Raw genomic sequence first — 13,151 nt, 5'->3', positions numbered from 1 at the left:
CGGTCAGTAGGAGCCGGTCCGCTCGAAGTACCGCCGCGGGTTGGTCACCAGCATGGTGGCGATCTGCTCGTCGGTCACGCCCTCGGCCCGCAGGTGGGGGAGCACGTCCTCGTGGATGTGCGTGTAGTGCCACTGCGGGAACATCGGCGCGAACTCCGGCGGCACCGCGTCGTAGTAGCAGGCCGCGTCGTGGGAGAGCACCATGCTCTCCGCGTAGCCGCGGCGGCACATCTCCACGACCGTGCCGGCGCGCGCCTCGAACGTCGTCTCGACGTAGACGCCGAAGCGGTCCATGCCCAGCAGGAAGCCGGCGTCGGCGAGGTCGGCGAGGTACTCGACGTCCGTGGTGTCCCCGCTGTGGCCCAGCACCACGCGCCGCGGGTCGACACCCTCCTCGGCGAACACGGCGGCCACCGTCGAGCCCTGCCGGGTCGCCGGGTGGGTGTGCACGGTGATCGGCGTGCCGGTGCGGCGGTGCGCGCGGGCGACGGCCCTCAGCGCCCGCTCGACGCCGGGCGTCATCCCCTGGGCGTCGATGGCGCACTTGAGCAGTCCGGCGCGGACCCCCGTGCCGGCGATGCCGACCTCGATGTCCCGGACGAACATCTCGACCATCGGGTCGGGCACCTGGACGCCCATCGCCGCGGCGAGCGCCGGGTCGCGGGACTGGAAGTAGAAGGGCAGGGAGTCGTAGGTGTAGTAGCCGGTGGCCACGACGATGTTCAGGTCGACCTGGGCGGCGACCTGCTGGATGCGCGGGATGTAGCGGCCCAGGCCCAGCACCGTCGGGTCGACGATCGTGCGCACCCCGGTGCCGGCCAGCCGGGTCAGCCGCTGCACCGCGTCGGCGACCCGGTCGGTCTCCGACCCCCACTCCTCGGGGGCGTTCTGGGCGATCTCCGGGTCGAGCACGAACAGGTGCTCGTGCATGAGCACCTGGCCGAGGTCGGCCGTGTCGACCGGGCCGCGGACGGTCTGCACCTGCGTCACGGCAGCGTCACCTGCGTCCGGTTCACCTTGCCGGTGGCGTTGCGGGGCAGCTCCTCGGTGGTGAGCGACCACCGGGTGGGCACCTTGTAGCGCGCCAGCCGGCCGGAGAGGTACGCGGCGAGGTCGGCCTCGGTGACCGCCGATCCGCTCCGGACGACGACGACGGCGGCGACCTCCTCGCCCCACTCCGGCGAGGGCCGGCCGAGCACGATGCACTCCCGGACGTCGGGGTGCGTGGTCAGCTGGTCCTCGACCTCGGCCGGGTAGACGTTCTCCCCGCCGCGGAGGATGAGGTCCGAGCGCCGGCTGGAGATGTGCAGGTGCCCGCCGACCACCGTGCCGAGGTCGCCGGTGCGGAACCACCGGTTCGGCGCGGTGGACTGTGCCGTCGCCTCGGGGTTGCGCCAGTAGCCGAGCATCATCCCGGGCCCGCGCAGGCACACCTCGCCCTCGACGCCCTCGGGCACCGGCACCCCGGCCGGGTCGCGCACCTCCACCTGCATGGTCGGGATCGGCCGGCCCACGGTCTCCGGGTCCTCGAGCAGCTCCCGCGCCGAGGCGAGGGTCGCCGCCGTCGAGGACTCGGTCAGCCCGTAGGTGGTGCCCAGCGACCGGCCGGCCACCGGCAGCACCTCGCGCAGCCGCGCCTTGAGGGTGGGGGAGGAGGGCGCGCTGCTCACCGAGATCGTGCGCAGCGAGCTGAGGTCGTAGCGGTCCAGGCCGCCGTGCTCGACCAGCCGCTGCACCATCGTGGGCACCGCGCCCCAGTTGGTCACCCGCTCGCGCTCGATCAGCTCGAGCACCCGGTCCAGGTCGAACCGGCCCAGGTGCACCACCGCGGTGTCGCCCACCGCCAGCCGGACGACGGCCAGGTTGTGCAGCGCGGCGATGTGGAACAGCGGCGTGACCAGCAGGAACCGGCGGTCGGACTGGGGAGCGCCGAGCTCGGCGGCGACGGCGTCGTTGAGCAGGTGGAACCAGCAGGCCGACAGCACGTTGCGGTGCGAGTGCGTGGCGCCCTTGGGTCGGCCGGTGGTGCCGCTGGTGAAGAGGATGACCGCCGGGTCGTCCTCGGCGATCTCCACCTCCGGCAGCGGGGCGCCGGAGTACCGGGCGATGAGCGCCGGGACGTCGTCCTCGACGGACAGAACCGGCAGGCCGGGCTCGCCGGCCAGGGCCCGGCGCGGACCGTCGGCGACCAGCACCGCGGGTTCGGTGAGCTCCAGGCCGTAGGCGATCTCCGGCCCGGCCCACAGCGAGTTCATGCCCACGGCGATCGCGCCCAGGGAGACCGCGGCCCAGAAGGTGACGATCCACTCGGGATTGTTGGCCGAGCAGATGGCGACCCGGTCGCCCGTGCCGACGCCGTAGTCCTCGCGCAGCGCGGTGGCCAGCGCGGCCACGGCGTCCAGGTGCTCGGCGAAGGTGAGCCGGCTGCGCTCGGTGACCAGGTACTCGCGGTCGCCGAACGCGGCGGAGGCGTGCAGCAGCTCGGTCAGCGACCGGTGCCGGTGCGCGAAGACCTCCATGGGCTCGCCGAGCACGTCCTCCACCCGGATCTCGAACGGCGCCCCCGGCGCGGTGAGGCGGGCCACCACGGCGTCCCGCGGGTCGACCGCGTGCGGGGTGGGGGCGGTCGTCGTCGAGGTCATCGGCGCAGTCCTTCCGGGCGCCGGGCGGCGCCGAGGGTGGGGGAGCGGGGGAGGGCGGCGGGAGCCGTCAGAGGGCAGTCATGTCCTGGGGGCCCCAGATCGCGCGCATGGAGGTGATCCGGGCCTGCTCGTCGAAGGTCATGACGTCGATCGGGGTGAACTCCATGCCGCCGTCGGGGGTGGTGATCCGGACGGTGAACGCGAAGGCGGCGGTGTCGCCGGCGATCCGCAGCCGCTGCAGCGAGGTGGCCCGCTGCGGCGCGGCGGCGACCGTCGCGTAGAAGGCCTCGATCTCGGCGCGGCCGTTCTTCACCGGGCTGCCCACTGGGTCCTCGACCGTGGCGTCCTCGGCGTACAGGACGGCGATGTCGGCGGCCGTGCCGCCGGCGACACCGGCCAGGTAGGCCTCGACGGTCGCCCGGATCTCCTCGGTGGACGGCATGGGTCTCCTCCCCTCGTGCCCGCACCCGGCCGGTGGGGACCGTCCGACGCTAGGGAGACCGGGGGTCCGGCGCGCCGCCGGTTCCCGGACAGCGGGAGGACCGGCCGCGTCGACGGAGCACCGGGTCATTGCTCGGTAGTTCGAATAGGTATAGTTTCGCACGGAGCAGCCGACAGGTGGAAGCACCGGTCAGCTCGCCGGTCACACCGCCGTGGCCGACGCGCCGTCCCCGGGAGAACACATGACGACGACGTTCCCGCAACCCCCGCCCCGACCCGCCGCCGCACCGCGGCCCCGGCCCTCCGAGGCCGAACGGCCGACCACCGCGATCGACCGCGTCGCCACGCTGCTGGACGCCTTCGAGGGCCCGGGCCGGCTCACCCTCGCCCAGATCACCCGCCGCACGGGGCTGCCGCGCTCGTCGGCCCACCGCATGCTCGAGCAGCTCGTCGCCCACCGGTGGCTGCGCCGTACCGACCGCACCTACGAACTCGGCACCCGCCTGCTGGAGCTGGGCTCGCTGGCGGTGCACCAGGACCGGCTGCACCAGGCGGCGCTGCCGGTGCTGCACGAGCTGCAGGACGTGACCGGCCTGGTCGTGCACCTGGCCGTCCTCGACGGTCCCGACGTCATCTACCTGGAGAAGATCGGCGGCCGGTTCGCCACCCGGCTGCCCTCGCGCGTGGGCGGCCGCCAGCCGGCGCACTGCACCAGCGTGGGCAAGGTGCTGCTCGGGTTCGGTCCGCACGGCACCGTCCGCCGGGTGCTCGACGGGCAGCTGCCGCAGCGCACCACCCGCAGCATCACCTCGGTCGCCGTCCTCGAGCGGGAGCTGGCGAAGGTGCGCGAGTACGGCGTCGCCTACGACAAGGAGGAGGCGCTGCCGGGCGTGGGCTGTGTGGCGGCCCCCATCGTCTCCGGTGGTCACGCGGTGGCCGCCGTGTCGGTCTCCGGACCCATCGAGGATCTCAAGCTCGGCCCGCTGTCCAGCCCGGTCCGCATGGCGGCGCTGGGCATCATGCGCAACTCCCGGTGCAGCCCGATGCCGCTTCGCCGGGCCGCCCGCTGACCTCGCCGCACCTCGCGTGCGCGTGCAGCGGCGCCACCGAGGGGTAGCCCCTCCCCGTGCCCCCGCCGGACAAGCCGCTGCCCGACGTGATCGCCCCCGGCCTGGACGTGCTGTTCTGCGGCATCAACCCCTCGCTGATGTCGGCCGAGCGCGGGCACCACTTCGCCCGGCCGGGCAACCGGTTCTGGCCGGCGCTGCACCTGGCCGGCCTGACGCCGCGGCGGCTGACCCCCGACGAGGACCGCGAGCTGCTGCGGTACGGCATGGGCATCACCAACGTCGCCGACCGGCCGACCCGGACCGCGGCGGAGCTGACCGCCGAGGAACTGCGCGCCGGCGGGCTCGCGCTGGCCGCGCTGGTGGCGCGGTACCGCCCGCGGGTGCTGGCCGTCTGCGGCATCACCGCCTGGCGGACGGCGTTCGACCGGCCCCGGGCGGTGCTCGGCCGCCAGCCCGAGCGGATCGGCGGCGCGGACGTGTGGGTGGTGCCCAACCCCAGCGGGCTCAACGCCCACGTCCAGCTGCCCGACCTCGCGCGGCACTTCGCGCAGTTGCGGCCCGCGCCGCCGGCCTGACCGCCGGTGCGGCAGGATCGCCGCGTGCCCCGGCTGCTCGTCGTCCACCACACGCCGTCGCCGGCGCTGCAGGCGGTGCTGGAGGCGGTGCGCGAGGGCGCGGCCATGGTGGACGACGTCGAGCTCGTCGTCCGCCCCGCGCTGTCGGCCGGCGCGGCCGACCTGCTCGCCGCCGACGGCGTCCTGCTCGGCACGCCGGCCAACATCGGGTACATGTCCGGCGCGCTCAAGCACTTCTTCGACACCGTGTACTACCCGTGCCTGGACGCCACCGTGGGCCGCCCCTACGGGGTCTACGTGCACGGCAACGACGACACCGCCGGGGCGCTGGCCAGCATCGAGCGGATCACCGGCGCGCTGCGGTGGAAGCAGGTGGCCGCGCCGCTGTCGCTCACCGGCGCTCCCGGCCGGGACGACCTCGAGGCGGTGCGCGAGCTGGCGGCGACCGTCGCGGTCAGCCTGTAGCCACGGCGGTGCCGGCCTCGGCCAGGGCCTTCAGCCGGGCCACGTCACCGGCCAGGGTGCGGCGCAGCAGCGCGGCCAGCGGCCGGCGGAACAGCCGCTCGGCGCCGCGCGGCGTCACCGTCAGCTCGCAGGTCACCCGGCACCGCCGCTCGTCCAGCGGCTCCACCGTGCGCGCGCCGCGGGCCGGCGCGCCGGAGGTGGTCCGCCAGGTGAACCGCCGGCCGGGGTCGACGGTGAGCACCTCGCCGGCGTTGCGCAGCGTCCGGCCGCCGAACCGCAGCACCTCGGCGGTCGTCGTGCCGGGGACCACCGGCCCCGCGGTGCTGGGCGCCATGGTGACCACGCCGGCCCGCCACTCCGGGTCCCGGCCGTAGTCGGCGACCAGCGCCCACACCACCGCGGCGGGCCGGTCGACCACCACGTCCTCGCGCAGCCGCACCGCGCCGTCCTGCTCGTTGCCGTCCACGTCGTCCTCCCTCGGTCCGATCCGGTGCCTGCGAGCCTGGCGCGGGACCGGCGGGGCGGGCGTGGACGGAGCTGCTGCGGTAGTGGACGGACCTGCTCAGCCGGCGGCGTCGCGCAGCGCGGCCGGGGTGCGGCCGGTGGCGCGGCGCAGCACGCGGGTGAGGTGGCTGGCGTCGGCGAACCCGCAGGCCGCGGCGACCGCGGACACCGGCCGCGCCGATCCGGTCAGCAGCTCGCGGGCGCGCTCCACCCGCCGGTCGAGGACGTAGCGGTGCGGGCTGGTGCCGGTCGCGGCCCGGAACTGCCGGCTGAAGTGGAACTCGCTGACGTGCGCGACCGCGGCGAGCTCGGCCACCGGCAGCGGCCCGGCCAGCCCCTCCTCGACGTGCCGGAGGACGCGCGCCAGTTGCGCCCGCGACAGCCCCCGGGCCGGCGGGGGAGGAGGCGGCCGCCCGGCGCCGTGGTCGCGGGCCAGCGCCGCCACCAGTGCCAGGCCCAGCGACTCCACGGCCAGCCGGCCGAGGTCGCTGCGGTCGGCCAGCCCCCGCGACAGCAGGCCGGCCAGCGCCGCGACGTCCGGCGACCGGGCACCGGCCACCGGCAGCAGCTCCGCGGGCGCACGGGCGCCGGCCGCGTCGGCCAGCTCGGCGAGCACCTCCGGGGCGGCCGCGACCACCAGCGTGGCGACGTCCTGCGGCGTGCCGTCGGCCGAGCGGACGGCGAAGGGCGTGCCGGCCGGCACGACGGCGACGTCCCCGGGCCGTCCCGGGGTGGCGGCGCAGGTGTCGCCGAGGGTCTCGACCAGCCGGTAGGGGCGCCCGACGTTCACGAACACCCGGTGCTCGCCGGCCGGCGGCACGAGCGCCTCGGTCAGCGGCCCGCGCCGGGGGAGCAGCGTCAGCCCCGGCCGCAGCACCAGCGGTCCGGTCACGCGGCACCTCCCGGGGGACGTGCCCGGATCGTCCTCCCGCGGGAGCCGGCCGTCGAGGGGTCAGCCGGTCACGCGCAGCGCCAGCAGCGCGACGTCGTCGCTGGCGTCGGGCACCATGCCGGCGAGCAGGCCGTCGCAGACCTCCTCGGCGGTGCGGCCGGCCAGCCGCCCGCCGGTGTCCAGCAGCCGCGCCAGGCCGTCGTCGAGGGTGGCGTCGCGCCGCTCGACCAGCCCGTCGGTGTAGAGGACGACGGTCGACCCGACGGGCAGCGGCTGCGTGTGGTCGCTGCGCCCGGTCTCGGCGTCCACCCCGAGCAGCAGCTCGCGCGGGCGCCAGAGCAGCTCGGCGGTGCCGTCGGGGGCCAGCAGCAGCGGCGGCGGATGGCCGGCGTTGGACCAGCGCAGCTCCCACGCCCCGCGGGCGTCACGGGAGACCTGCCCGAGCACGCCGGTGACCAGCGTGGTCATGCCGAGGTCGCGCAGCGCGCAGTCCAGCGCACCCAGCACCCGCGACGGCGTGCCGTCGACGGCCATCGCGATCCCGCGCAGCATGTTGCGCACCTGGCCCATCCGGGCCGCGGCACGGCGGTCGTGGCCGGTGACGTCGCCGATCACCAGCGTGGTGGCGCGCCGGTCGGGCGTGCGGAAGGCGTCGAACCAGTCGCCGCCGACCTGCGCCTCGCGCGCCGCGGGCCGGTACCGGGCGGCGATCTGCAGCCCCGCGACGCGCGGGGGCTCGGTGAGCAGGGAGCGCTGCAGGGTCTCGGCCAGCGTGCGGGTGGCGTGCGCCGCCCGGCGCTCGGCCTCCAGCCGGGCGACCCGGTCGACGGCCTGCCCGCACTGGGCGGCGAACGCCTCGAGCACCTGGACGTCGTCCGCGTGCAGGTCGTGCGGGCGGGCCCAGCCGACGGTCAGCGAGCCCACCAGCCGCCCGCCGGCGCGCATCGGCAGCGCGACCCACGCGACCGCGCCGGGGAGGACGGCGTCGGGTGCGGCGGTGGCCGGATCCGCGACCAGCACCCGCCGGCCGCGGGCGGCGACCGCCATCGGCAGCGGGGAGGTGGCCGGCAGCCGGCGCTCGCGCTCGGCCGCGTCCGGCCCCGGGGCGCCGCTGACGGCGAGGTCCCCCTCCGGCGTGCGCAGCGCCACGGCGAGCAGGTCGGCGTCCAGCGCCGTCCGGCCCCGCTCGAACAGCACGCGGAGCAGGTCGGTGCGGTTCTCCGTGGCGGCCAGCGCCGACGCGGTGGCGGCCAGCCCGGCCAGTGCCCGTGCCGTGCGCCGCTCCCGCTCGCCGGAGGCGCGCAGTTCCCCGGCGACCTGCTCCAGCTCCCGGGTGCGCGCCAGCAGGTCGGCCTGCACCTCGGTGACCTGCTCGCGCCAGTCCCCGACGCCGGCCGCACCCTCGGCGTCCTGCCGCAGCCGCACGTAGTCGGTGACGTCGTCGGAGCGGTGCAGGAGCAGCACCACGCGGCCGTCGTCGTCGAGCACCGGGACGTTGCGCGGGCTCCAGAACCGCTCGACGAAGGTGCCGTCGGGCATCCGGATGTCGTACTTGAGGATCGGCATCGTCTCGGCCCGGCCGGAGTCGCGCACGCGGTACAGGGAGTCGCGCACCGCCTCCATCCCGTCGGCGGTGCCCTCCTCGGGGTTGATCGGGAAGACGTCGAACAGCGGCCGCCCGACCTGCTCCTCCAGCGTGGTGGCCGTGGCCTCCAGGCGGGCCTCGTTGGCGTGCACGATGACTAGGTCGGGGGTGAGCAGGAGGAACGGCGCCGGGGCGACGTCGAACACCCTCGCCCAGTCCGGCTCCGGCAACTGCTGCGCCACGATCTCCTGCTCAGGCCCGCCGCGACCGTCGGGCGCGGATGGGGTCCATCCTCCACTCAGGCCGGGCGCCACCCGAGGAGGGGTCCCAGTCGCGTCGCGATGTCGGTGAGGATCTGCTCGTAGTCGGCCGGCCGGAAGGTGAACGGCAGCGCGAAGGCCACCTCCTCGACCTCGCGGAACCCGGCGTGGGCGTACAGCGCCGCGGCGATCTCCTCGCTGCTGCCCAGCAGGTCGGGGGCGAACATCATCCGCGCCGGCCCCTGGGGGGCGGTGGTCCGCGGCGTCCGCGCCGCGACGTAGGCGGCGTAGCGCTCGCGCTGGTCGGCGGTGGCGCCGTCGGTCGGGATGACCACCAGCCCCTGGGAGACGCGGGCCTGCGCGCCGGCCGGGTGGGCGGCGCGGAAGGCCCGGACCTGCGCCTGCTGCACGTGGGCGAAGTCCTCGGACTCCTCGGCCTTGACCACGCTGCTGGTCAGCAGGTTCATCCCGTTCTCCCCGGCCCAGCGCGCCGAGCGCAGGCTGCCCGCGCCGTACCAGAGCCGGGCGCGCAGCCCGGGCGAGTGCGGCTGCACGCGGTCGGAGAACTCCTCGATGCCCTGCCGCCCGGAGAACGTGCTGGCCGGGGCGCCCTCGACCAGGCGCAGCAGGCGGGTGACGCGGCCGTGGGAGAGGTCCTCGACCTCGGCGGTGTCGGGGTAGAGCGCGGCCTTGACGTCGTCCCAGTGCATCGGCGGGCCGATGCTGACGCCGGGGTTGAGCCGGCCGCCGGAGAGGACGTCGACGGTGGCGAGGTCCTCGGCCAGGCGCAGCGGGTTCTCCCAGGCCAGCGGCGTCACCGCGGTGCCCAGCTCGATCCGGCGGGTGCGCTGGCTGGCCGCGGCGAGGACGGCGACCGGCGAGGAGATGCCGTACTGCAGGTGCCGGTGGCGGACCCAGGCGCTGTCGAAGCCGAGGCGCTCGCCCAGCTCGATCACCTGCAGCGTCGCCTCGTGGCCCGGACCGGGATCGGCCGGGTCGAAGGTGCCGATGGTCAGAAAACCCAGCTTCTGCAACGGGGTGCCGGGGGCGGGCATGCGCGAGATCCTGCCGGACCCGCCGATGAGTTCCGCGGCCGGCTGCGGTCACTGCACGGACGGATCACGACCTCGGGAGGGCACGTGGAGCGAGCGGTCTCGGCGGACGGCACGGCGCTGGCCTACGACGCGGTGGGCGACGGCCCGGTCGTGGTCGTCGTCGGCGGAGCGTTCAACGACCGCCGCACCTGGGCGCCGCTGGCCGCGGCGCTGGCGGGGGAGGGCTTCCGCGCGGTGAGCTACGACCGCCGCGGCCGCGGTGACAGCGGCGACACCGCGCCCTACGCGGTCGAGCGCGAGGTCGAGGACCTCGCGGCGGTGCTCGCGGCCGAGGCCGGCGACGGGCCGGCGTACGCCCACGGCGTCTCCTCGGGCGGGGCGCTGCTCCTGCGCGCACTGGCCGAGGGCGTCCCGGTCCGGCGGGCCTCGGTGCTGGAACCGCCCTACCGGGTGCCCGGCGCGTCGCCGCCACCGGAGCGCTACGTCGAGACCCTGGAGGCCTACGTCCGCGCGGACGACCGCTCCGGGCTCGTCGAGTACTTCCAGACCGCGGTGATCGGGTTGCCGGCCGAGATGGTCCGGTCGTTCCGGGCGACGCCGACGTGGTCGGTGCTGGCCGCCCTGGCGCCCACGCTGGTGTACGACGCACACGCCCTGGGCGGCGACGACCACGCGCTGCCGGCCGGCCTGCTCGCCCGCGTGCCGGTGCCGGTGCTGGCCGTGACCAGCACGGGCACGGCGATGCCGTGGATGGGCGCGGCGGCCGAGGCGGTCGCCGCCGCCGTCCCCGACGGCCGGTTCGCGCGGCTGGAGGGCGGCTTCCACGAGGTGCCGGCCGACGTGCTGGCCCCGGCCCTGGCCGCCTTCTACCGGGGCGGCTGAACGGGCAGGCGCGCCCGGCCCGCCGCGGTTAGGGTCGGGCCTCGTCGGACGGGCGCGGCGGACGGGGGGCCATGAACCTCGAGAAGGTCGTGTTCGGCTTCTTCGTCCTGCTGGCGGCGACGCTGAACTTCGGCTTCTTCATCGGTGACATGGACGACCCGGTGCTGCACAACGAGTACGAGCTGTTCGCCGCCGTGGTGGTCAACCTCATCGCCACGGTGCTCAAGTTCGGCGACCGGACGCAGATCGGCGCGGTGCACCTGGCCACCAGCCTGGTGGCCGACCTGCAGCTGATCGCGGCCACGATCGTCTGGGTGTCCGCGGCGCACATCTCCACCGCCGGCCTCACCCCGGGGGCGACGGCCAGCGTGGTGTCGCTGTCCGGCGGTGCGCTCCTGGCCAACGTGGTCTCGCTGGTGCTGCTGGTGGTTGAGACCGTCTCCTTCCAGCGGCGCTGACTCCCTGTCGCCCGTGCGCCGGCTGCTGAGCGTCTTCTGGCACCTGCTCACCGGGTCCGGCGGGCCGCCGCCGCGGCGGGTGCGCCGGCGCCGGGTGGCCACGACTCCCCAGGAGTCGGGCACGGTCTTCGTGATCCTGCGCCGGATGCGGGCGCCGCTGATCACGCTGGTGCTGGTCTTCGCCGTCAGCGTGCTCGGCCTGACGCTCATCCCGGGCCAGGACGCCGAGGGCCGCACGACGCCGATGAGCTTCTTCGACGCCTTCTACGTCATGAGCTACACCGCCACGACCATCGGCTTCGGCGAGCTGCCCACCCCCTTCACCCCCGCCCAGCGGCTGTGGGTCACCTTCTCGATCTACCTCAGCGTGATCGCCTGGGCCTACGCCATCGGTGCGCTGCTGGCCCTGCTCCGGGACCGGGCCTTCCGCCGCGCGCTGTCGCTGCAGCGCTTCACCCGCCAGGTCGCGCGGCTGCGCGAGCCCTTCCTGCTGATCGCCGGGTACGGGCAGACCGGCGAGGCGCTGGGCCGGTCGCTGGACGAGCTGGGCCGGCGGTTCACCGTGGTCGACCTGCTCGAGACCCGGCTGGACGCCCTGGAGCTCAACACCCACCGGGCCGACGTCCCGGGGCTGGTGGGGGACGCGCGCGATCCGCACACCCTGGCGATCGCCGGGCTGCGCCACCCGTGGTGCGACGGCGTCCTCGCGCTGACCAACGACGACGAGGCCAACCTCGCCGTCGTCATGACCGCGGCGCTGATCCGGCCGGAGCTGCCGGTGATCGGGCGCACCACCTCCGCGGTGGTGGCCGGCCGGATGCGCGCTTTCGGCACCCCCACCGTCGTCAACCCCTTCGACCGGTTCGGCGACCACCTGCGGCTGGCCCTGCGCGCGCCGTCGTCCTACCAGCTGATGAGCTGGCTGGAGGCCGGCCCGGGGGCCGAGCTGCCCGAGCGCCGCTCGGCGCCCGCGCCGGGGCGGTGGGTGGTGGCCGGGTACGGCCGGTTCGGCCGGCACTTCGCCGCCGACCTCGCCGCCGAGGGACTCGAGGTGACCACGGTCGACCCGCTCCCCGGCGACGACGACAGCGAGCTGCCGGACGTCGTCGGCGACGCCTCCCACCCGGCGGTGCTCGACCGGGTGGACCTGCCGGGCGCGGTCGGCTTCGTCGCCGGCACCGACAACGACACAACCAACCTGTCGCTGGTCGCCGAGGCGCGGCGGCGCAACCCCGGGCTGTTCGTGGCCGCCCGGCAGAACCAGCCGGCCAGCGCCGCGCTGTTCGCCGCCATGGAGGTCGACGCCCTGCTGGTGCCCTCGGCGGTGGTCGTGCACGACGCCTACGCGCAGCTGTCCACCCCGCTGCTGTGGCGCTTCCTGCGCACCTTCCCGGAGCGCGGCGACGCGTGGGCCGCGGAGGTGGTGCAGCGGCTGACCGAGACCTGCGGGCGGCACCTCGAGGCGCTGTGGCGGATCTGCCTGGACGACGACGGCGCGCCCTCGCTCGGTCCCTGGCTGGCCCGCGGCACCGTCACCCTGGGCGACCTGGTGCGCAATCCGGTGGACCGGGACGAGCGGCTGGCCGCGGTGGTGCTGCTGGTGCTGCGGGACGAGGAGTGCGTGCTCGCGCCGGCCGACGACCTCGTCCTGCGCCGGGGCGACCACCTGCTGTTCGCGGGCGAGCCGCGGGTGCGCCGGGCGGTCGAGGCGAGCCTGCTCGACGAGGCGGCGCCGGCCTACCTGGTGGAGGGCCGGCGGGTGCCGGCCGGCTGGCTGTGGCGGCGGCTGAGCCGCAGCTCGCCCGAGCCGACCACCTGATCCGCCCCCGCGCTGGCACACTGCGCCGGTGGCCGAGCTGACCCACTCCGACTCCGTCGTCGTCGCCGCGTCCCCGGAGGCGGTGTACGACCTCGTGTCCGACGTCCCGCGCACCGGCGAGTGGAGCCCGGTCTGCCGGGCCTGCTGGTGGGACGAGGGCGACGGCCCGCGGGTCGGCGCCTGGTTCACCGGTCGCAACGAGACCCCGGAGCGCACGTGGGAGACCCGTTCCCAGGTGGTCACCGCCGACCGGGGCCGGGAGTTCGCCTGGCTGGTCGGCGACGGCTACGTGTGGTGGTCGTTCTCGATGCGCCCGGTGGACGGCGGCACCGAGCTCACCGAGTCGTGGCGGGTCCTGCCCGCCGGGGTCGAGTTCTTCGCGCGGCGCTACGGCGACGCGGCCGGCGAGCAGCTCGCCGAGCGGACCCGCGCCGCGCACGCCGGCATCCCGGCCACGCTGGCCGCGGTGAAGAGGATCGCCGAGGGCGGCTGACCCGCGCAGG

The 13,151-nt window shown here is 75.8% G+C and carries 14 protein-coding genes; 7 read left to right on the top strand and 7 right to left on the bottom strand.

All coding sequences use genetic code 11. The features are described 5' to 3' along the window. Positions 1-3 precede the first annotated feature (3 nt). The 3 genes from ACI79R_RS14960 to ACI79R_RS14950 all read right to left on the bottom strand — a co-directional run bounded on the left by ACI79R_RS14960 (position 4) and on the right by ACI79R_RS14950 (position 3,084). Complete coding sequence (locus ACI79R_RS14960; protein ID WP_456574435.1) at positions 4-990, bottom strand: phosphotriesterase family protein; 987 nt, start codon at positions 988-990, stop codon at positions 4-6. Next, positions 987-2,642, bottom strand: a complete 1,656-nt coding sequence (locus tag ACI79R_RS14955; RefSeq protein ID WP_456574434.1) for a class I adenylate-forming enzyme family protein — start codon at positions 2,640-2,642, stop codon at positions 987-989. Before ACI79R_RS14955 ends, ACI79R_RS14960 begins: the two co-directional genes overlap by 4 nt. Positions 2,643-2,709: 67 nt before the next feature. After that, positions 2,710-3,084, bottom strand: coding sequence for a nuclear transport factor 2 family protein (locus tag ACI79R_RS14950; RefSeq protein WP_456574433.1), 375 nt, complete (start codon positions 3,082-3,084; stop codon positions 2,710-2,712). A gap of 241 nt (positions 3,085-3,325) precedes the next feature. Here ACI79R_RS14950 and ACI79R_RS14945 point away from each other — a divergent pair, with 241 nt between their 5' ends. The 3 genes from ACI79R_RS14945 to ACI79R_RS14935 are packed head-to-tail and all read left to right on the top strand — an operon-like array spanning position 3,326 to position 5,193. Then, a complete protein-coding gene (locus tag ACI79R_RS14945; protein WP_456574432.1) occupies positions 3,326-4,153 on the top strand; it encodes an IclR family transcriptional regulator in 828 nt (275 codons plus the stop codon). A 56-nt stretch (positions 4,154-4,209) separates the two neighbouring features. Beyond that, a complete protein-coding gene (gene mug, locus ACI79R_RS14940; RefSeq protein ID WP_456574431.1) occupies positions 4,210-4,728 on the top strand; it encodes a G/U mismatch-specific DNA glycosylase in 519 nt (172 codons plus the stop codon). 24 nt (positions 4,729-4,752) lie between these two features. Then, the gene (locus ACI79R_RS14935) at positions 4,753-5,193 is read left to right on the top strand and encodes an NAD(P)H-dependent oxidoreductase (RefSeq protein ID WP_456574430.1); all 441 of its coding nucleotides are present in this window, start codon (positions 4,753-4,755) and stop codon (positions 5,191-5,193) included. Here the strand turns inward: ACI79R_RS14935 and ACI79R_RS14930 are convergent. From ACI79R_RS14930 to ACI79R_RS14915, 4 genes are all read right to left on the bottom strand, one after another. After that, complete coding sequence (locus ACI79R_RS14930) at positions 5,183-5,659, bottom strand: SRPBCC family protein (protein WP_456574429.1); 477 nt, start codon at positions 5,657-5,659, stop codon at positions 5,183-5,185. The two genes, ACI79R_RS14935 and ACI79R_RS14930, sit on opposite strands and share 11 nt — an antisense overlap. A gap of 96 nt (positions 5,660-5,755) precedes the next feature. Beyond that, positions 5,756-6,589: a helix-turn-helix domain-containing protein gene (locus ACI79R_RS14925; protein ID WP_456574428.1), complete on the bottom strand. Its 834-nt coding sequence runs from the start codon at positions 6,587-6,589 to the stop codon at positions 5,756-5,758. A 60-nt stretch (positions 6,590-6,649) separates the two neighbouring features. Beyond that, positions 6,650-8,416, bottom strand: a complete 1,767-nt coding sequence (locus ACI79R_RS14920; protein ID WP_456574427.1) for a SpoIIE family protein phosphatase — start codon at positions 8,414-8,416, stop codon at positions 6,650-6,652. 56 nt (positions 8,417-8,472) lie between these two features. Continuing rightward, complete coding sequence (locus tag ACI79R_RS14915; RefSeq protein WP_456574426.1) at positions 8,473-9,489, bottom strand: LLM class flavin-dependent oxidoreductase; 1,017 nt, start codon at positions 9,487-9,489, stop codon at positions 8,473-8,475. Between the two features lie 84 nt (positions 9,490-9,573). Here ACI79R_RS14915 and ACI79R_RS14910 point away from each other — a divergent pair, with 84 nt between their 5' ends. The 4 genes from ACI79R_RS14910 to ACI79R_RS14895 all read left to right on the top strand — a co-directional run bounded on the left by ACI79R_RS14910 (position 9,574) and on the right by ACI79R_RS14895 (position 13,141). After that, positions 9,574-10,371 (top strand): alpha/beta fold hydrolase, encoded by a 798-nt coding sequence (locus ACI79R_RS14910; protein WP_456574425.1) that lies wholly within the window; start codon positions 9,574-9,576, stop codon positions 10,369-10,371. A 71-nt stretch (positions 10,372-10,442) separates the two neighbouring features. Beyond that, positions 10,443-10,829, top strand: coding sequence for a DUF6394 family protein (locus ACI79R_RS14905; protein ID WP_456574424.1), 387 nt, complete (start codon positions 10,443-10,445; stop codon positions 10,827-10,829). Between the two features lie 13 nt (positions 10,830-10,842). Next, the gene (locus tag ACI79R_RS14900; protein WP_456574423.1) at positions 10,843-12,648 is read left to right on the top strand and encodes a potassium channel family protein; all 1,806 of its coding nucleotides are present in this window, start codon (positions 10,843-10,845) and stop codon (positions 12,646-12,648) included. 28 nt (positions 12,649-12,676) lie between these two features. After that, positions 12,677-13,141 (top strand): SRPBCC family protein, encoded by a 465-nt coding sequence (locus ACI79R_RS14895; RefSeq protein WP_456574422.1) that lies wholly within the window; start codon positions 12,677-12,679, stop codon positions 13,139-13,141. Positions 13,142-13,151 lie beyond the last annotated feature (10 nt).

The organism is Blastococcus sp. SYSU D00820 (genome assembly GCF_054050695.1).
Note: the sequence above shows the minus strand (reverse complement) of the source record. Positions and strands in the feature narration are given on the sequence as shown.